Origin of the sequence: Pseudomonas sp. RW10S2 (assembly GCF_014268985.1) — a bacterium.
Lineage (GTDB): Bacteria > Pseudomonadota > Gammaproteobacteria > Pseudomonadales > Pseudomonadaceae > Aquipseudomonas > Aquipseudomonas wayambapalatensis.
The window spans coordinates 1-18992 of record NZ_JABWRO010000110.1; the positions used below are offsets into that span (position 1 = coordinate 1).

Annotated in this window: 13 protein-coding genes; 5 read left to right on the forward strand and 8 right to left on the reverse strand. The window is 64.7% G+C overall.

The window, feature by feature from the left end:
* Positions 1 to 52 precede the first annotated feature (52 nt).
* From HU729_RS20405 to HU729_RS20415, 3 genes are all read left to right on the forward strand, one after another.
* Positions 53 to 1165, forward strand: a complete 1113-nt coding sequence (locus HU729_RS20405) for a PepSY-associated TM helix domain-containing protein (RefSeq protein ID WP_186711377.1) — start codon at positions 53 to 55, stop codon at positions 1163 to 1165.
* Positions 1162 to 1338, forward strand: coding sequence for a hypothetical protein (locus HU729_RS20410; protein WP_186667497.1), 177 nt, complete (start codon positions 1162 to 1164; stop codon positions 1336 to 1338). The genes HU729_RS20405 and HU729_RS20410 overlap by 4 nt, the downstream gene beginning before the upstream one ends.
* Before the next feature lie 72 nt (positions 1339 to 1410).
* A complete protein-coding gene (locus tag HU729_RS20415; RefSeq protein WP_186711378.1) occupies positions 1411 to 4209 on the forward strand; it encodes a DUF6543 domain-containing protein in 2799 nt (932 codons plus the stop codon).
* Here HU729_RS20415 and HU729_RS20420 read toward each other — a convergent pair.
* The 8 genes from HU729_RS20420 to glnE form a co-directional block, all read right to left on the reverse strand.
* Entirely contained in the window at positions 4182 to 5624 is a 1443-nt protein-coding gene (locus tag HU729_RS20420; RefSeq protein ID WP_186711379.1) for a lipopolysaccharide kinase InaA family protein, read from the reverse strand. The genes HU729_RS20415 and HU729_RS20420 overlap by 28 nt on opposite strands.
* Complete coding sequence (locus HU729_RS20425) at positions 5624 to 6376, reverse strand: lipopolysaccharide kinase InaA family protein (protein ID WP_186667494.1); 753 nt, start codon at positions 6374 to 6376, stop codon at positions 5624 to 5626. Before HU729_RS20425 ends, HU729_RS20420 begins: the two co-directional genes overlap by 1 nt.
* Positions 6373 to 7107, reverse strand: a complete 735-nt coding sequence (locus tag HU729_RS20430; protein WP_186667493.1) for a lipopolysaccharide kinase InaA family protein — start codon at positions 7105 to 7107, stop codon at positions 6373 to 6375. The genes HU729_RS20425 and HU729_RS20430 overlap by 4 nt, the downstream gene beginning before the upstream one ends.
* Positions 7107 to 7913 carry a lipopolysaccharide core heptose(I) kinase RfaP gene (rfaP, locus tag HU729_RS20435; protein WP_186667492.1) on the reverse strand — a complete coding sequence of 269 codons (807 nt, stop codon included), beginning with the start codon at positions 7911 to 7913 and terminating at the stop codon, positions 7107 to 7109. Before rfaP ends, HU729_RS20430 begins: the two co-directional genes overlap by 1 nt.
* A complete protein-coding gene (locus HU729_RS20440) occupies positions 7910 to 9034 on the reverse strand; it encodes a glycosyltransferase family 4 protein (RefSeq protein ID WP_186667491.1) in 1125 nt (374 codons plus the stop codon). Before HU729_RS20440 ends, rfaP begins: the two co-directional genes overlap by 4 nt.
* A complete protein-coding gene (waaC, locus tag HU729_RS20445; RefSeq protein WP_186667490.1) occupies positions 9034 to 10092 on the reverse strand; it encodes a lipopolysaccharide heptosyltransferase I in 1059 nt (352 codons plus the stop codon). Before waaC ends, HU729_RS20440 begins: the two co-directional genes overlap by 1 nt.
* Entirely contained in the window at positions 10093 to 11142 is a 1050-nt protein-coding gene (gene waaF, locus HU729_RS20450; protein ID WP_186711380.1) for a lipopolysaccharide heptosyltransferase II, read from the reverse strand.
* A gap of 202 nt (positions 11143 to 11344) precedes the next feature.
* The gene (glnE, locus tag HU729_RS20455; RefSeq protein WP_186711381.1) at positions 11345 to 14278 is read right to left on the reverse strand and encodes a bifunctional [glutamate--ammonia ligase]-adenylyl-L-tyrosine phosphorylase/[glutamate--ammonia-ligase] adenylyltransferase; all 2934 of its coding nucleotides are present in this window, start codon (positions 14276 to 14278) and stop codon (positions 11345 to 11347) included.
* Positions 14279 to 14662: 384 nt separating this feature from the next.
* On the opposite strand from glnE, the gene aceE reads away from it, so the two are divergent.
* Positions 14663 to 17308, forward strand: coding sequence for a pyruvate dehydrogenase (acetyl-transferring), homodimeric type (gene aceE / locus HU729_RS20460; RefSeq protein WP_054892164.1), 2646 nt, complete (start codon positions 14663 to 14665; stop codon positions 17306 to 17308).
* Between the two features lie 12 nt (positions 17309 to 17320).
* Positions 17321 to 18964: a dihydrolipoyllysine-residue acetyltransferase gene (aceF, locus tag HU729_RS20465; protein ID WP_186711382.1), complete on the forward strand. Its 1644-nt coding sequence runs from the start codon at positions 17321 to 17323 to the stop codon at positions 18962 to 18964.
* Positions 18965 to 18992 lie beyond the last annotated feature (28 nt).

Genomic DNA, 18992 nt, shown 5'->3' on the forward strand with positions numbered 1-18992 from the left:
CCCCGCCATTGCGTCCTAAAAGACAGCACAAGCTGCAAAGGCTGCAACCCTGATGAAAAGCCAAACCATCCGCCGCTGGTCGGCGATCCATACCTGGACCAGCCTGATCTGCACGCTGTTCCTGCTGCTGCTCGCCCTGACCGGCCTGCCGCTGATCTTCCACCACGAACTCGAACACCTGCTCGGCGATGCCCCGGAACTGCGCGAGATGCCCGCCGACACCCCGCACCTGGACCTGCAGCAGCTGGTGCTGAAAGCCGAACAACACCGCCCCGGCGAAGTGATGCAGTACTTCGGCTATGACGAGGATGAACGCAACGGTGTGGTGGCGATCACCGCAGCCACCGCCGGCACCGAGCCCAACGCCTCGCACACCTTCATGCTCGATGCCCGCACTGGCGAAGCGGTGGCCATGCCCGCCGCCAATGGCGGCTTCATGATGTTCATGCTGCGCCTGCACGTGGACATGTTCGCCGGGCTGCCCGGCAAGCTCTTGCTGGCGGCCATGGGCGTGTTGTTCGTCGTTGCCATCGTGTCAGGCACGGTGCTCTATGCCCCGTTCATGCGGCGCCTGCAGTTCGCCACGGTCCGCACCGACAAGTCGCGACGCCTGCGCTGGCTCGACCTGCACAACCTGATCGGCGTTGTCACCCTGACCTGGGCGCTGGTGGTCGGTGTCACCGGGGTGATCAGCGCGCTGTCCGACCTGGTCATCGCGGCCTGGCGCAACGACAGCCTGGCGGCGATGGTCGCGCCTTACCGCGATGCCCCGCCGCTCATCGAGCGCGCGCCTGCCACGCAGTTGCTGCAGATCGCCGAACAGGCCGCACCAGGCATGCGTGCGGACTTCATCGCTTTTCCCGGTACACGCTTCTCCAGCGAGCACCACTACGCGGTGTTCATGAAAGGCGCGACACACCTGACCTCGCACCTGCTGACCCCGGTGCTGATCGATGCCCGTACCCTGGATGTCACCGCAGTCGGCGATCGCCCCTGGTACATGGACGCCATGGGCCTGTCACAGCCGCTGCACTTCGGCGACTATGGCGGCCGGCCGATGCAGATCCTCTGGGCGGCACTGGATGTGCTGACCATCGTAGTCCTGCTCAGCGGCCTGTACCTGTGGTGGGGCAAGCAGCGCAAGCCACGCGAGGTGCGGACATGAGCCACCGCTCGCAAAGCACTCGGCGGATCTTCGCCTGGCCGACCGCCATCGCCCTCCTGAGTGCTGCAGGGCTGTTCGCGGCCTTGCTCGGTGATGGCGCCTGGGACGTGCTGTCCTGGATGGGGCTGGGCCTACCGGCGCTCCTTGCGGTGCGTGGCCTGTCGCGACGATGAGGTAATCGGCTAACGCGTCCACCGCGGGCAGGCACGCCAAGCTGATCGCTCCATCACTGCGGAGCGCAGCCCATGAGCCTGCAACATTTCCAAGCCTTCGACCAACAACTGAGCGGCCTGCTCACCTCGCCGCCCAGGCCTGATACCTCACAGCCCTGGCTCAAGGCGCGCCAGCGGTATTTCGCTGACCTCGCCGAGTACTGGCTCGACAAGGGCGCCAGCACCGAAAGCCGCAAGGCACGGCTGATCACCTTGTTGCGCGAACAACTGCTTGCACAGATCACCCTGCGCGTCGACGACCACACCCTCGGCTCGAACCACGCCGATTTGCTCAGAACCAGCATAGAGCTGCCGCTGCCCGGACAACGCCAGCATCTGCCCCACGCCGAACGCCCGCAGGTGTACCGCCCACTGCTGGACATCGGCACCCCTCACTGGCGCGAGTTCCTGCCCGGCGTCTTCGTGATTGTCGAAGGCGGCCCCGAGGGCAGCTCGCCCGACCCTGACCACCCCAGTGACTACGCCGTGCTGTGCAGTCTTTCCCACGGCATCGAGGCGTTCGACGATCTGGCAGAGCTGCACACCGAGCTGTGCGAACGCCTGGACGACCTGCAGCAGAGCAGACCATTGCTGCAGTTGATGGCCAGCGATGACCAGCGGGAGCTTGCGCGCAATGCCGAACGCCTGCGTTACGAGTGGTTCAACGACGATCCGCTGCAGTTGCAGGCCCAAGCCCTGATAGATGGCCAACATGCACGCCTGACCCAGGCTTGGGAAAGCGCTGCCCAGGCATCGTCACTCGACTGGCCAACCCTGGCTACCCAACTGGACACAGCCGCCGACCTGCTGCCCCTGGCCGACAGCCGGTCGGCCCTGCAGACGCGCTATGCCCTGCTGCTGGAGAGAAACAGCCCCGCCTGGCTCAAGAACACGTCGGCACAAGGCCTGACCCACATCATGCAGACCATGCAGGAGCTGGTGATCGCCATCGACAAGGCCGCCGCGCCAGGCATTCTCAGTCACGATCAGTTCCTCGACCGTGAAGGCCTGCGCACCTGGACCTGCGAGCAACTGCGCACAGCCCTGCGCCAGCAGTATCAATTCGATGTCGATCCGCTTGAGCTCCGTGTCAGCGTGACAATGGCACGCCAGACCGGGCCCGTCCTCCATCCCGGCCTCGCCACCGGCTACATCCCCGCCGCCAGCCGCCCGCAGGTTGGCGACACCGTCGAACTGGTTTCGCAGACTTACCGACTCGATCAGTTGGCCATGCTCAATATCGCCTGGTTCGACATCGACTATTGGCTGACAGCACGGGTACACCGCGCGGACGGCAGCCCCGTGACACAGATCACTGCGGCGCAGATCAAGCAGATGGTTCGCGCCCTGGACGTTGGCGAGAGCTACAGCCGCTACCTGCGCACGCACCTGCTGGAATCACCGACGGCCAAATGGCGACAGGACAGCTACGCCGCTATCAGCACAGCACGCATGCGCGCCGAGGCGGCCAAGGCGCGATACGCCGGCCACTACCTCGAAGATGCCTTCGAGCGCGGCTATAGGTGGACGAGCACCGTGCTCGACCATCCCGACAGCAGGCAGCGCGCGGCGCTGAAAACCACGCGCCTGAGCGTACGACAACTGCTGATCGGGGGTCATACGGTGCAAGGGGTCATGCTCGTCACTCCCGAGAACGCCGGCATGCTGCGCTTTCTGGTCTATACGCCAGATGCCCCGGATCGACGCGCCTGGCGCGAATATCGCAACGCCCGGCACATGCTGCGCACGCTACGCGAGAAGCCAGCCCTGCGTGCCTATGTCAAAGAGCGCATGCCGTTGGCCAACCCGGATGAGATCGAGCGCTGGCTGTCCAAGGGCGGGCTGGGCTCACGGGTCAGCCGCCCGGAAATCACCGGCGACTTTCAGCACGCCCGCTATCAGGCCGAAGTCCATGCAGCCCTCGCAGCGGTGGACGCGGCCACCAACACCAAGCTGGAGTTACTGGGCGATTTGAGCCTGCATGTGCTGTGGATCATCCTCGACCTGCTCAGCCTGGTTCTGCCTAACCGTGCCCTGTCACCGCTGTCGTTCGCCCGTGCTGCGATCTCGGTAATCGACACCCACAAGGCGCGCGTCGAAGGTGATCGCATCGGCATGCTGCGCTCGCTGGTCGATGCCTTTACCCACACCAGTGATGGCATCAACAGCATCGCGGGCTCAACCGTGGTGCGCCGGGCAATTCGAGCCATGCCGCCGACACCGCCGCTGTCGCTGCCTCCGAGCATGGCCAGCGCGGTCAATACCAGCAAGCTGCGCTACCGGGTCGACGGCATCCACAAGGAGGGCATCTATGAGCAGCCTTCACCCTATCCCGGATTGAGCTTCTACTTCATCAAGGACAGCACGGGCCAGAGTTACCAGGTCGCGTTCGATGGTTACCGCTGGCGGGTGGTCGATCCGCGCAAGCCGGACACCTACACCAAGGTGCCGGTCAAGCGTCGCAAGGATGGCGAATGGGTCGTGAACTCCCCCGTCCTGTGGTACGACGGCCTGCCAGACCTGAAGGCGATGTTCGACACCTGTCGCCTCGCCGAGGTGCCTGCAGGGAGCAAGCGGGAGGATACCGACGGGCTGTACGAGAGCGAGCAAGGGCTTTACCTGCTTGCAGGTGGCCATGCCCTGCCGCTGCGCGCGCATCTGCTGAAGCATTACTACCACTTGCTGCTCGCCGAGCAAAACCGCGAAAGCCCCACCTCGACCATCCTGCGCTGGCAGGACGGCCAATGGCGCCTTCGCGTGCGCCAGGCCGGTCGCAGCAGCGAATGGCTGCCGCTACCGCAGGCTTATTCGGTGAGCCGCGGCAGCAACTGATCGAGGCGCTGGTGCAAGGCACTGCTGCTCGGCCAGTTGCGCAGCAAACGCGCACGATCACGTGCGTAGGCGGGAGCGAAGCTGAGCTGGGTGGCGTGCTGGGTCATGGCATCGAGGTCGATCAAGGCCCACTGGCCGTCCTGCCAGAACAGGTTGTGCCCCTTGAAGTCACCATGGCTGATGCGCTCGGCAATCAGCTGCTGCATCAGCCTGACCAGCGCATGTACCTGTGCCTCCGGCACTTCGCCACTCTCGATATGGGGCGCGAAGCATGCGGTCAGATCCGGGCCGTCGATGTATTCGGTCACCAGGTAGGCGGTGCTGCGCAGCCCCATCACACGTTGCTCCAGCACCGCCAGCGGGCGTGGCGTGGCGATGTCGAGAAACGCCAGGCGATGGCCTTCGATCCACGAATGCCAGGCGCGGCTCGGGCGCCAGAAACGCTTGAACCAGTGGGCAGTGTTCTTGATGTTGTAGCGCTTGAGCACCAGCGTGCGACCACCGGCCTCGATACGTGCGACGCTGGCGGCGCCGCCGGTCTTGTACAGGTGGCCCTGCTCGATCAGCGTATCGGCCTGCTCCAGCACCGGCAACAGGGCAGCCACCTCCTCGCGCCGAATCGCCCGCAAGCCTGAGAGGCTGCGCTCGACGCTGAACAACGTGCAGTCGCGCCCGGCTTTGTCCAGGTAGTCTTTCAAGCGCCAGCTGCGCACCTTGTCGACCTGCTTCTGCAGGGCTTCGAGCGGCAGTGCATGCTCGCCATTGGCCAGCAGGTAATGCACCAGTGCCTCTTCGATGAAGGGTTCCAGGCGCTTGGGCAACTGGGCGAACAACACCCCGAGGTTTTCCAGCACGCGCTGGCGCGACAACTGCTGGCCCGGCGTTTCGGCCTTGATGCCGGCACCGTCGATCAGGTAGAGCTTGCCCTTGTGGCGCAGCAGGTTGTCCAGGTGCAGGTCTTCCTGCCACAGGCCCTTGGCATGCATCTGCGCCACCGCGGTCAGTGCCTCGCCGAGCACACCATGCTGCTCATCCGCCAGCATCGGCAGATGCTCGACCCTGGCCCAGGCATCGCCCAGGTTCTCGGCGTTCTCAAGGAACTCGAACAGCAGCCAGCCACCCTCGCCATCCTTCAGGCCATCGGCCAGCAGGCGGGGTGTGGTCAACCCCTGTGCAGCCATCAAGCGCACACCCTCCAGCTCACGCTGGAAATGACGGGCGGCGCTGCTGCCGACCAGCAGTTTGGCCAGCACCGGCGTGCCACGCCAGATACCGGCACCGACATAGCGCTGCCCCGGCAGCACGCGCAGCAGGCTGAGCAACTGCAGCTCGGCACTGCCGGCAGCATCTTCGAGCGTCACATTCAGCGGCAGGCTCGGGCTGCGCCCGGCGTCCTTCAGTTCAGACAAACGCATCAGCGGGCCTCTTTTTCACGACGGCGTTGCGTCAGGCGCTGCAGCCAGGTGCCGACCAGCGCGCTGTCGGCCGGCTGCGCCAGGTAGGCGGCGAGCAGGCTGCGCACGTCTGCCTCGCTCCAGGCACGGGCGCGACGCAGCAAGGGCTCGAGGTCCTTGAGGCGGTCACGCATGCCAAACAGCAGTGGCCGCGTCTTTTCCAGGTCGATCAGCTGGGCCTGCCAGCCATCGCGGCGTTCACGCAGGAAAATATGCTTGGGATAGAAACAGCCATGCACCTGGCCAGCGCCGTGCAGGGTACGCGCCAGCTCGCCACAGGCCGCGAGAATGCCCTGGCGCTGCTGTTCGGGCAGTTGCGGCCATTGGCCGAGGAAGCTCTCCAGATCGCTCCACTCGTCGAGCGCGCGGGTCATCAGGATCGCCCGGTGCTTGCCGCCCTGCTTGCGCTCGCCATAGAACACCGCCTGCAACGCCGGGATGTTGAGCTTTTCGTAGCGGCTTATATTGCGGAACTCGCGGGCGAAGGTAGGCTCGCCGAACGGCCGATGCAGGGTACGCGTGAGGTAGTCGCTCTGGCGCTTGAGGTAGTAGCCCTTGCCCTCGAGCTCCAGGCGGAACACGCTGCTCCAGCCGCCGCGCCCGGTGTTGGGTTCGTCAACGGCGTCCAGTTGCAGCGCCCACAGCGCCTCGAAGTCGTTCAGGCCATGGCGTTGCAGCAGCGCCTGATCGACGCTGGCCAGGTAATCGGTCATTCCCTTCCCTCGAAGAAGCTCACCACCTGGCGAATCCGTCGCTTGTCACGGGCATTGAGCCGCGCGTGCCCGCGATATTGCAGGTAGAAGCGCAGGCGCTGGGTGGCCGAGAGGTGATATTTGGCGACCTTGTCCAGGCACGCCAGGTCCTTGATAAGCCGGTGGCGGAGCATGAAGCCGCGCCAGAAATCGCCCGTCGGGCAATCGATGAAGAACAGCGTCGCCTGATCATCCACCAGCAAATTGCGCCACTTCAGGTCGTTGTGGGCGAAGTGGTGATCGTGCATGACCCGGGTATGGCGCGCCAGCTGACGACTGACATGCTCGACCCAGGCGCGGTCGGCCAGACGCGGATCGTTGCGCTCGGCCAGCGCCGAAAGGTCTTCGGTGCGCGGCAGCTCGCGGGTGATCATCGCCCCGCGGCCGAACGACAGGCCATTGCGCTCCAGCCCCCAGGCCACCACTTCGGCGGTAGGGATGCCCCACTTGGCGAACTGCTTGAGGTTCTGCCATTCGGCCTTGATCCGGGGGCGCCCGAGGAAGCGACGCATGTGCTTGCCGGCACCGGTGTAGCGTTTGACGTAGTAGTTGATCCCATCGCGCTCGATGCGGATGACTTCGCTGAGCGGGTCACGGGTCAGGCGTTCGCCGTCAAGGGCGAACACCGCGTCGATACTGCCGAAATCCGCCGCCAGGTGTTCGTAGCCTGGCGCCAGTGTCCAACCCGCCATCAGAGCGCATCCCCATAGCGTTGCTTGCGATCGTAGAGTTTCTGCGCCTTGCGTTCGAGCCAGGCGAGCAGTGCGGCTTCCTCGCCGAGCACCTGGCGCAGCGGGCGCTGGAAATAGCCCTTGAGGAAGCGCAACTTGTCGCGGCGCGTCAGGCCGATGTCCAGGGCCGAGAAATACAAGGCGGCCAGGTCCTTGTCGCGCCAGCGACGGGTGATTTTCGCCCGAGTCTGTGCGCGGTGCAGGTCGATCACCGACAGTTTGAAGTCTTCCGGCGTCACTGGCCGGTCGGTGTGCAGCAGGAAGTGGCAGATGTAGCAGTCACGGTGGTTGACGCCAGCACGGTGCATGCCGCCGACCATCTTCGCTACCTCGGCGATCAGCGCACGCTTGAGGCGCGGCTCGGGAGGCTGCCTGAGCCAGTCGATGCTGAAGTCTTCCAGGCTGACGGTAGGTGCCAGCTCCTCGGTGACGATGAACGAATGCTGGGCCGCCGGGTTGCTGCCCCGCTCGCCATAGGCGACGGCGGTCATGGTCGGCACGCCGACCTCCTGCAGGCGCTGGATCGCCAGCCATTCCTGGCCGGCTCCGAGCACCGGCAGCTTGGCGCTGAACAGGTTCTTGAAGATCTCGCCCCAGCCAATGCCACGGTGTATCTTGACGAAATAGCCCTCGCCCTCGACCTCGGTGCGCAGGGTTCGGCGCCCTTCGAGCTCGCGGTATACCTCGCCCTGCAAGGCTTCGACGGCGTCGAAGGGGTCGCGCCCGGCCCACAGGCGCTTGAAGGGTTCGGCCAGCATCAGCTTCATGCGTGCTCCTGGCCGAGGATCACGTCGGCGGCGTGCTGCGGCATGCTGTAGAGATCGGCGCTGTCGGCAAAGGCCAGGCCGTTGCGCGCCCAGTCGGCGCGGGCCTGCGGGTCTTCGAGCATGCGCTGCAGGTAGGCGTTGAGCTGCTCTTGCTCGAACGGCTCGTCGAGCACCAGGCCGCTGTCGGCCTCGGCGATGTAATGGGCATAGCCGCAGACCTTGGATACCAGCACCGGCAAACCGGCGACCAGCGCTTCGAGCAGCACGGTGCCGGTATTTTCGTTGTAGGCCGGGTGGATCAGCAGGTCGGCGCCGAGCAGGAAGCGCGGGATATCGCTGCGCCCCTTGAGGAACTGCACCTGGTCACCCAGGCCGAGCGTGGCGCTCTGCAGTTGGAACACCTTCGGGTCGTCCTGGCCGATGACCATCAGCCGGGTGCGCTTGCGCAGGCTCGACGGCAGTGCGGCCAGGGCCTTGAGGCTGCGATCGACGCCCTTGGTCTTGAACCCCGAGCCGATCTGCACCAGCAGCAGGTCGTCGTCACCCAACGCGAACTCCTGGCGAAACGCTGCGCGGATCTCGGCGGCATTGGAGGGTGCCCGGCGATCGTGAGAGATGCCCGGCGGCAGCAGGTGGAAACGCTCCACAGGGGTGTCGTAGTGCTTGATGAACAGCGGTTGCTGCACTTGCGAGATCATCAGGATCTCGGTGGCAGCATCCTTGGCGAACACGGCACGCTCGTATTCGGCGAAATGCCGGTAGCGGCCCCAGCGACGATACAGGCCGCCGCGCAGGGTCTGGGCCTTGTCTTCGAAGCAGCCGTCGGCGGCGTAGTAGACATCCAGCCCTGGCATCTTGTTGAAGCCGATCAGGCGATCGACCGGGCGCTTGGCCAGGTCGGCGGCCATCCAGGCGCTGAGTTTCTCGTTGCGGCGGTGGTTGAACAGCGCCTTGACCGGCGCCACCAGCACTTCGAAGCCCGGGGGGATATCACCTTCCCAGATGAGTGTGTAGACGCGGATCTGATGCCCGCGCTTCTGACACTCGAGGGCGATGCGCATGAAATCGCGCTGCAGCCCGCCGAAGGGGAAGTATTTGTAAAGCACGAAAGCCAGTTGCATCAACGAACATCCTCAGCCAGCAGCAGCGCGCTCAAGCGGCCCGCCACATGCTCGGGATTCAGGCGAGTGAAGCACAGCGGCCACTCGCGTTTGAGATCGAACCGGCGCAGGTCCTCGGCGCTCGGTTTGTAGGTGCACTTCTTCTGCAGGCACGGCGCGCAGGGGAAGTTGCTGGCCTGGTGGATCTGGGCGCGTCCGTAGGCACCGGTCAGACCAGGATTGGTGGGGCCGAACAGCGAGATGGTCGGCACGTCCAGCGCGGCGGCCAGGTGGCCGAGGCCGGTGTCCACCGCCACGCAGGCCTTGGCCGCAGCGAGTATGCGCGCGACCCCTGCGAGGTTCAATTTGGGGAGTACCTGGCAATTTTCCAAGCCTTGGGCGATGCGTTCGGCACGGGCCTTCTCCGCAGGATTGCCCCAGGGCAGCACGACTTTCATCTTGCGCCGCCCCATGCGCTCGGCCAGCTCGCGCCAGTAGGCTTCCGGCCAGTGCTTGGTGGCCCAGGTGGTGCCATGCAGGAACACCACGTAGGGGGCGGTCGGAGGCAGTTGCAGGCGGTTCAGGTCGAGGCCGTACTGGCCGATGCCTTCAGGCAGGTCGTAGGCCAGGGACAAGGCGAACAGCTGGCGTACCCGCTCCACCGCATGCTGGCCGACGGCTACCGACAGCCGCCGGTCGTAGAAGCGGCTGGCCCAGCCTTCGCGCGCCGAATAGCGGTCGAGCCCGGCCACCGGTGCCTTGACGTAACGGGTCAACCAGGCCGACTTGACCAGCCCCTGGGCATCGATCACCAGGTCGTACTTGCGCTCGCGCAGGCGTTGCTTGAAGGCCTTCCACTCGCCGCTCTTGAGCGTTTGCCAGATATTCTTGCGCCAGCGCCGGATCGCCACCGGGATCACCTGGTCGACCGCCGGATGCCAGCTCGGGATCTCGGCGAACCCCTCTTCCACCACCCAGTCGAAGCGGATGCCGGGGATGGCGTGAGCCGCATCGGTGAGCGCCGGCAGGGTGTGGATCACATCGCCCAGCGACGAGGTCTTGATGATCAGTACCCGCACTTAGTCGACCTCGGCCACGCTATCGATCAGGTTCGGACCACCCAGGCTGTGCAAGGCGGCGATGACTTTTTCAGGCTCGAGCAGACGCAGGCAGTTGTAGTGGCCGAAGCGGCAGGTGCGTTCGAAGCACGGGCTGCACTCGATGCCGGTGCGCACCACCTCGACCTGGTCGGCCAGCGGCGGAGTGAAGCCCGGCGAGGTCGAACCGTAGACGGCCACCAGCGGACGGTTGAGCGCCGCCGCCACATGCATCAGGCCGGAGTCGTTGGACACCACCGCATCGGCGCAGGACATCAGGTCGATGGCTTCGGCCAGCGAGGTCTCGCCGGCCAGGTTGCTGGACTCTTCACGGAACCCCGGAATCAGCCGGTCGCGGATCTGCTCGCCGACCGGATGATCGTTCTTCGAGCCGAACAGCCACACTTGCCAGCCCTGACGAATCATCGCGTCGGCAACGGCGGCGTAATGCTCCGCCGGCCAGCGCTTGGCCTCGCCGAACTCGGCACCTGGGCACAGCGCCAGCACCGGGCGGTCCAGCTCCAGGCCGAACTTGGCCAGGGCGGCCTCGCGGCTCTGGTCTTCGATGCGCAGGCTCGGGCGGGGATAGGGTTGTGGCAGCGGCGCGCCCGGCTCATAGGCCAGGGCCATGAAGCGCTCGATCATCAGCGGGTAGCGCGCCTTGTCGAGCTTGCGCACGTCGTTGAGCAGCAGGTAGCGCATCTCGCCACGCCAGCCGGTACGCTGGGGGATGCCGGCGAAGTAAGGCACCAGTGCCGACTTGAGCGAGTTGGGCAACAGGATCGCCTGGTCGTACTGGCCGGCCAGTGATTTGCCGATGCGCCGACGCGTGGCCAGCTCCAGGGCACCGTGGCCGAGCGGGAAGCTCAAGGCCTGGCGCACCTCGGGCATGCGCTCGAGGATCGGCCGGCTCCACTCGGGGGCCAGCACGTCGATCACGCAGTCGGGGTGACGCTGTTTCAGGCACTGGAACAGGGTCTGCGCCATCACCATGTCGCCGACCCAGCTGGGTCCAATGATCAGTATTCTCATGCTTTATCCAGAAACATTCGGGGAGGCTGCAGGCTGCTCTACAACCTGGCCTCCCCTCTTTATATTCAGGCTATGTGGCGGACAGTGTACCACTGACATGCCTCGTTCGCGGGCAAGCCCGCTCCTACAGGCCCCCACAGATCTTGAGTGCTGTGGTGTACCTGCAGGAGCGGGCTTGCCCGCGAACGAAGCCGCGCGGTAATCAGCTCAAACCCAGCTCACCCCAGATTCGCCGCACCTCGCGGCGCTCATCGACAAGCTGCCCGGCATCGATCACCCCGGCTTGCTTCTGCAATGCCTGGCGGTGCGAGGCGGAGCGGAAGGTCTTGTACACCTCGCGCAACAAAATCGCGTCCTCGGCGGGCATCAATCCGGCCTGCTCCAGCTCTTCGAGGATGCGAATGTTATCGGTCCAGCGCAGCAGGGCCGGATGATCGTGGGACCAGGCCAAAGCGGCGTATTGCACCATAAATTCGATATCCACGATACCACCGGCATCCTGCTTGACATCGAACGGCTGGCCGGGCTCGAAGGCGTTGTCGGCGGTACCGGCGACGGTACTCTTGCTGCCCAGGCTGGCGCGCATCTTGGCGCGCATCTCGCTCACTTCCTGACGCAGCGCATCGAGATCGCGGGCCTTGCCCAGCACGCCGGCACGCACCGTTTCGAAGGCACTGCCGACCTGCTTGCAGCCCACCAGCACACGGGCCCGCACCAGGGCCTGGTGCTCCCAGGTCCAGGCCTCGTTCTGTTGGTAGCGCTCGAAGGCCCCGAGCGAGCTGACCAGCAGCCCCGACGCACCGGAGGGACGCAGGCGCATGTCCACATCATAGAGCTGGCCGGAGTTGGTCTGGGTGGTCAGCAGGTGAATGATGCGCTGGCCCAGACGGGTGAAGAACTGCGCGCCGTCGATGGGCTTGGCGCCATCGGTCTCGGCGTTCGGATCGCCGTCGTGGATGAACACCAGGTCCAGGTCCGAGCCATGCCCCAGCTCGATGCCACCGACCTTGCCGTAGCCGACGATGATGAAACTTGGGTCGCACAGGCTTCCATCACTGCGCTTGGGCTGGCCATGACGGGCCACGGTCTGACGCCAGGCCAACGCCAATACCTGGTCGAGAATGGCCTCGGCCAGCCAGGTCAGATAGTCGCTGACCTTCATCAAGGGCAGGTTGCCGCTGATTTCGGACGCCGCCACACGCAGGCTGTGCGCCAGCTTGAAGTGGCGCAGGGCCTCCATCTGCTGTTCCAGGTCGTCCTCGGGGATGCGCGTCAGCCGCTCGCGCAGCTCCGACGCCAGTTCCGGCGCCAGCGGCGGGCTGAACAGGCGGCCTTCGTTGAGCAGTTCGTCGAGCAGCAGCGGGAAACGCGTGATCTGCTCGGCGATCCACGGGCTGGCGGCACACAGAGTCAGCAGACGACGCAGGGCTCCAGGGTTTTCGGTCAGCAACACCAGATAGGCCGAACGCCGCGCGACCGCCTCCACCAGCGGCAGTACCCGCTCCAGCACCAGGTCGGGGTTGTCGTGCTCGACGGTCTGCGCCAGCAGGCGCGGAATGAAAGCATCCAGGCGTTCCCGGCCAATGCGCTGCATCGAGCGCAGCGACGGGCTGGCACGCAAGGCGGCCAAGCGCCGCAGGGCCTCGCCCGACTGCTTGAACCCGGCCTCTTCCAGTTGGCGGCCAGCGGCCTCCTCGTCCTGCGCCTGCTCCCACAGCGGCGACCATTCGCCGCCCACCACCAGCTCGCCCTCGGCTTCCTCTTCGTCCGGGTCGGCGATCACCTGGCGGAAGTGCCAGTCGACCCGACCACGCCACTGCATCAGTTGGTCATGGAACGCCTGCCAGTCGGCAAAGCCAAGGATGTAGGCGACCCGTTCACGATCGAGCTCGGCATCGGGCAGCATCTGGGTCTGGCGGTCGGCGATGGCCTGGATCGCATGTTCGGTGTAGCGCAGGAACTCATACCCCTCGCGCAGCTCGGCCACCACTGCCGGCGGCAGGTAGCCCTGCCCTTCAAGCGTGGCCAGCACCTTGAGCAGCGGACGTTGCTGCAAGCTCAGGTCGCGCCCGCCGTGGATCAGCTGGAACGCCTGGGCGATGAACTCGACCTCGCGAATGCCCCCGGCGCCGAGCTTGATGTTCTCGGCCATGCCCTTGCGCCGCACTTCCTGCTGGATCAGCTGCTTCATGGTGCGCAGCGCCTCGATGGCGGAGAAATCCAGGTAGCGCCGGTAGACGAAGGGTCGCAGCATCTCCTGCAACTGCGCCCCGGCCACCTGGTCGCCCGCCACCACGCGGGCCTTGATCATGGCGTAGCGCTCCCAGTCGCGCCCCTGGTCCTGGTAGTACTGCTCCAGGGCATTGAACGAGAGCACCAGCGCGCCCGCCGAGCCATAGGGGCGCAGGCGCATGTCGACGCGGAACACGAAACCGTCGACGGTGACCGGGTCCAGCGCCTTGATCAGGCGTTGCCCGAGGCGGGTGAAGAACTCCTGGTTATCCAGCGAGCGCTTGACCCCTTCGGTCTCGCCGCCTTCAGGGAAAGCGAAGATCAGGTCGATGTCCGACGACAGGTTGAGCTCCACCGCGCCCAGCTTGCCCATGCCCAGCACCACCATGTGCTGCGCCAGGCCGCTGCGGTTGCCGATCGGCGTGCCGAACTGCTGGCAATGGCGCGGGTACAGCCATTGGTAGGCTTCGTCGATCGAGGCGTCGGCAAGCTCGGACAGGTCGCGGCAGGTCTCGCCCAGTTCGGCCTGGCGGGTGATATCGCGCCAGATGATCCGCACCTGCTGACGGTTGCGCGCGCGGCGCAGGTTGCGCGCAAGTTCGTCTTCGCTCTGCGCAGCGTCGGCGGCGGCTTTTATATGGGCACGCAGTTGGCCGGGAGCATAGGTGCGGTCCATTTCACCGCTGGCGAGCAACTCGAACAGCGTCGCCGGTTCGCGCTGCGCCTGCTCGAGGACGAAATCGCTGGCAGCAGCCACCTGATCGAACTGCAGGCGATGCGCCGGGCTCCAACTGTCTGGATCAAGATCCGGATGCGCCGCCAGCGCCTCCTGCAGGAATTGTCGGTTACGGGCGACCAGCGGTTGCAGGGCGCCAGGCAGATCGAGCGGCAAAGGCAGGCGCATGGTCTATCCTTGATCGGCGTGAATGAGAGAGGTGGGTGCAGGCGAAAGAGGGACGAGCCGCGGTTGGACTGTCATACAAAAGTTGTAAATAGCTGAAAAACTCGAATCATTGGTACGAAACATCAAGAAACCTCTTGTGCCAGTGCGATACCAACCAACAGGAACGTTTTTCTCCACAACCCGAAAGGCGGCCACAAGCCGTTTTTCTGTAGTATTACTACTCCCTCGACTGCTCAAAAGCATGAAATGCCAAAGCATTTGTAGTAAAACTACACGGCGCCGGATGACTGTCCGGCAAATCCAAGAATTCACGACGTCTGCCCAAAAGGCCAGTCGCAAACTCAGGCTTCCGATTCTGGTTGCCTTTCCGCCCTGGAGCAAGCCATGCAAGACCTCGATCCTATCGAAACCCAGGAATGGCTGGATGCCCTGGAGTCGGTCCTCGACAAAGAAGGCGAAGACCGCGCTCATTACCTGATGACCCGCATGGGCGAACTGGCCACCCGCAGTGGTTCCCAGTTGCCTTACGCCATCACCACGCCATACCGCAACACCATCCCTGTCACCCACGAAGCACGCATGCCTGGCGACCTGTTCATGGAACGCCGCATTCGCTCGATGGTGCGTTGGAACGCCTTGGCCATGGTCATGCGTACCAACCTGAAGGACTCGGACCTGGGCGGACACATCTCGAGCTTCGCCTCCAGCGCCACCCTCTACGACATCGGCTTCAACTACTTCTTCCAGGCCCCGACCGAAGAACACGGCGGCGACCTGATCTTCTTCCAGGGCCACGCCTCGCCAGGCGTCTACGCCCGCGCCTTCATGGAAGGCCGCATCAGCGAAGAGCAGATGAACAACTTCCGCCAGGAAGTGGACGGCAACGGCCTGTCTTCGTACCCGCACCCCTGGCTGATGCCTGACTTCTGGCAGTTCCCGACCGTTTCGATGGGTCTGGGTCCGATCCAGGCGATCTACCAGGCACGCTTCATGAAGTACCTGGAAGCCCGCGGCTTCATCCCGGCCGGCAAGCAGAAGGTCTGGTGCTTCATGGGTGACGGCGAGTGCGACGAGCCGGAATCCCTGGGCGCGATCGCCCTGGCCGGCCGCGAGAAGCTGGACAACCTGATCTTCGTCATCAACTGCAACCTGCAGCGCCTCGACGGCCCGGTTCGCGGCAACGGCAAGATCATCCAGGAACTCGAAGGCGTGTTCCGTGGCGGTGGCTGGAACGTCAACAAGGTCGTCTGGGGCCGCTTCTGGGACCCACTGCTGGCCAAGGACACCAACGGTGCCCTGCAGCGCCGCATGGACGAAGTCATCGACGGCGAGTACCAGAACTACAAGGCCAAGGACGGCGCGTACGTCCGTGAGAACTTCTTCAACACCCCAGAGCTCAAGGCCATGGTCGAAGACCTGTCCGACGACGAGATCTGGAAGCTCAACCGTGGCGGCCACGACCCGTACAAGGTCTACGCGGCGTACCACCAGGCTGTGAACCACAAAGAGCAGCCGACCGTCATCCTGGCCAAGACCATCAAGGGTTACGGTACCGGTGCTGGCGAAGCCAAGAACACCGCGCACAACACCAAGAAAGTCGACGTCGACAGCCTGCGTCACTTCCGCGACCGCTTCGACATTCCGGTCAAGGACGCCGACCTCGAGAACCTGCCGTTCTTCAAGCCTGAAGAAGGTTCTGCCGAAGCCAAGTACCTGGCCGAGCGTCGCGCCGCACTGGGTGGCTTCGTGCCACAACGCCGCGCCAAGAGCTTCAGCGTGCCGACCCCGCCACTGGAGACGCTCAAGGCGATCCTCGACGGCTCGGGCGACCGCGAAATCTCCACCACCATGGCCTTCGTGCGCATCCTGGCGCAACTGGTCAAGGACAAGGAAATCGGCCAGCGCATCGTCCCGATCATCCCGGACGAAGCCCGTACTTTCGGTATGGAAGGCATGTTCCGCCAGCTGGGCATCTACTCGTCGGTCGGCCAGCTCTACGAGCCAGTCGATAAAGACCAGGTGATGTTCTACCGCGAGGACAAGAAGGGCCAGATCCTGGAAGAAGGCATCAACGAAGCCGGCGCCATGTCGTCCTTCATCGCTGCCGGTACCTCGTACAGCTGCCACAACCAGCCGATGCTGCCGTTCTACATCTTCTACTCGATGTTCGGCTTCCAGCGTATCGGCGACCTGGCCTGGGCCGCTGGCGACAGCCGCACCCGTGGCTTCCTGATCGGCGGTACCGCCGGCCGTACCACGCTGAACGGCGAAGGCCTGCAGCACGAAGACGGTCACAGCCACATGATGGCGGGCACCATCCCGAACTGCCGCACCTACGATCCGACCTACGGCTACGAGCTGGCGGTGATCATCCAGGACGGCATGAAGAAGATGACCGAAGAGCAACAGGACATCTTCTACTACATCACCGTGATGAACGAATCCTACCAGCAGCCTGCCATCCCGGCCGGTGCCGAGGAAGGCATCATCAAGGGCATGTACCTGCTGGAAGAAGACACCCGCGAAGCCGCGCACCACGTTCAGCTGATGGGCTCCGGCACCATCCTGCGCGAAGTCCGCGAAGCGGCGAAGATCCTGCGTGAAGAGTTCAACATCGGTGCCGATGTATGGAGCGTCACCAGCTTCAACGAACTGCGTCGCGACGGCCTGGCCGTGGAACGCGCCAACCGCCTCAAGCCTGGCCAGAAGCCACAGCAGACCTACGTCGAGCAGTGCCTGAGCGGTCGCAAGGGTCCGGTCATCGCCTCCACCGACTACATGAAGCTGTTCGCCGAGCAGATTCGTCAGTGGGTACCAAGCAAAGAGTTCAAGGTCCTGGGTACCGATGGCTACGGTCGCAGCGACAGCCGCAAGAAGCTGCGTCACTTCTTCGAAGTCGACCGTCACTTCGTGGTGCTGGCTGCCCTGGAAGCCCTGGCTGACCGTGGCGAGATCGAACCGAAGGTTGTCGCTGACGCCATCGTCAAGTTCGGCATCGACCCGGACAAGCGCAACCCACTGGACTGCTGAGGAGTAACTTAAGTGAGCGAACTCATTCGCGTACCTGACATCGGCAGCGGTGAAGGTGAAATCATCGAGCTGTTCGTCAAGGTCGGCGACCGCATCGAAGCGGACCAGAGCCTGCTGACCCTGGAGTCGGACAAAGCCTCCATGGAGATCCCGGCCCCCAAGGCCGGCGTCATCAAGGAGCTGAAGGTCAAGCTGGGCGACCGCCTGAAAGAAGGCGACGAACTGCTGGTCCTGGAAGCCGAGGGCGCCACTGCGGCGCCTGAGGCTCCGGCCGCCGCCCCGGCTGCTGCCCCTGCGGCCGCTGCACCCGCCGCTGAAGCCGCCCCTGCTCCGGCACCTGCCGCAGCACCGGCTGCCGCCAGCGTGCAGGACATCCACGTGCCGGATATCGGCTCGTCGGGCAAGGCCAAGATCATCGAAGTGCTGGTCAAGGTCGGCGATACCGTCGAAGCCGACCAGTCGCTGATCACCCTGGAATCCGACAAGGCTTCCATGGAGATCCCATCGCCTGCCGCCGGCGTGGTCGAAGAAGTCCTGTGCAAGCTGGAAGACGAAGTCGGCACTGGCGACCTGATCTTCAAGCTGAAAGTCGCAGGCGCCGCGCCTGCGGCCGCTCCGGCACCAGCTGCTGCCCCGGCAGCCGCCAAGGCCGAGGCTGCTCCGGCTGCCGCACCCGCCGCTGCCGCCCCAGCTGCTGCCCCTGCACCGGTTGCTACCGCACCGGCCGCTGGCAGCAATGCCAAGGTTCACGCAGGCCCTGCCGTTCGTCAGCTGGCTCGTGAATTCGGTGTCGACCTGGGTGCTGTTGCCGCCACCGGCCCGCACGGCCGCATCCTGAAAGAAGACGTGCAGGTCTACGTCAAGGCCATGATGCAGAAGGCCAAGGAAGCACCGGCAGCCGCTGGCGCAACCGGTGGTGCTGGCATCCCGCCGATCCCGGCCGTGGACTTCAGCAAGTTCGGTGAAGTCGAGGAAGTCGCCCTGACCCGCCTGATGCAGGTCGGTGCTGCCAACCTGCACCGCAGCTGGCTGAACGTGCCGCACGTGACCCAGTTCGACTCCGCCGACATCACCGAGCTGGAAGCCTTCCGCGTTGCGCAGAAAGCCGTGGCGGAAAAGGCCGGCGTCAAGCTGACCGTCCTGCCGCTGCTGCTCAAGGCCTGTGCCCACCTGCTCAAGGAGCTGCCGGACTTCAACAGTTCGCTGGCACCAAGCGGCAAGGCCATCATCCGCAAGAAGTACGTCAACGTCGGCTTCGCCGTGGACACCCCGGACGGCCTGCTGGTCCCTGTGATCAAGAACGTCGATCAGAAGAGCCTGCTGCAACTGGCTGGCGAAGCAGCTGCGCTGGCTGAAAAAGCCCGCACCAAGAAGCTGTCGGCCGACGACATGCAGGGTGCCTGCTTCACCATCTCCAGCCTCGGTCACATTGGCGGCACCGGCTTCACGCCGATCGTCAACGCGCCGGAAGTGGCGATCCTCGGTGTTTCCAAGGCGACCATCCAGCCAGTCTGGGACGGCAAGGCCTTCCAGCCCAAGCTGATGCTGCCGCTGTCGCTGTCCTACGATCACCGTGTGATCAACGGCGCTGCCGCTGCGCGCTTCACCAAGCGCCTGGGCGACCTGCTGACGGACATCCGCACGCTGCTGCTGTAATGCTGCACCCCCCCCCCCCCCCCCCCCC

Excerpts from the sequence above, each read along its gene's own strand:
- HU729_RS20405 (WP_186711377.1), top strand. The coding sequence starts at position 53 with ATGAAAAGCCAAACCATCCGCCGCTGGTCGGCGATCCATACCTGGACC.
- HU729_RS20410 (WP_186667497.1), top strand. The coding sequence starts at position 1,162 with ATGAGCCACCGCTCGCAAAGCACTCGGCGGATCTTCGCCTGGCCGACC.
- HU729_RS20415 (WP_186711378.1), top strand. The coding sequence starts at position 1,411 with ATGAGCCTGCAACATTTCCAAGCCTTCGACCAACAACTGAGCGGCCTG.
- HU729_RS20420 (WP_186711379.1), bottom strand. The coding sequence starts at position 5,624 with ATGCGTTTGTCTGAACTGAAGGACGCCGGGCGCAGCCCGAGCCTGCCG.
- HU729_RS20425 (WP_186667494.1), bottom strand. The coding sequence starts at position 6,376 with ATGACCGATTACCTGGCCAGCGTCGATCAGGCGCTGCTGCAACGCCAT.
- HU729_RS20430 (WP_186667493.1), bottom strand. The coding sequence starts at position 7,107 with ATGGCGGGTTGGACACTGGCGCCAGGCTACGAACACCTGGCGGCGGAT.
- rfaP (WP_186667492.1), bottom strand. The coding sequence starts at position 7,913 with ATGAAGCTGATGCTGGCCGAACCCTTCAAGCGCCTGTGGGCCGGGCGC.
- HU729_RS20440 (WP_186667491.1), bottom strand. The coding sequence starts at position 9,034 with ATGCAACTGGCTTTCGTGCTTTACAAATACTTCCCCTTCGGCGGGCTG.
- waaF (WP_186711380.1), bottom strand. The coding sequence starts at position 11,142 with ATGAGAATACTGATCATTGGACCCAGCTGGGTCGGCGACATGGTGATG.
- glnE (WP_186711381.1), bottom strand. The coding sequence starts at position 14,278 with ATGCGCCTGCCTTTGCCGCTCGATCTGCCTGGCGCCCTGCAACCGCTG.
- aceE (WP_054892164.1), top strand. The coding sequence starts at position 14,663 with ATGCAAGACCTCGATCCTATCGAAACCCAGGAATGGCTGGATGCCCTG.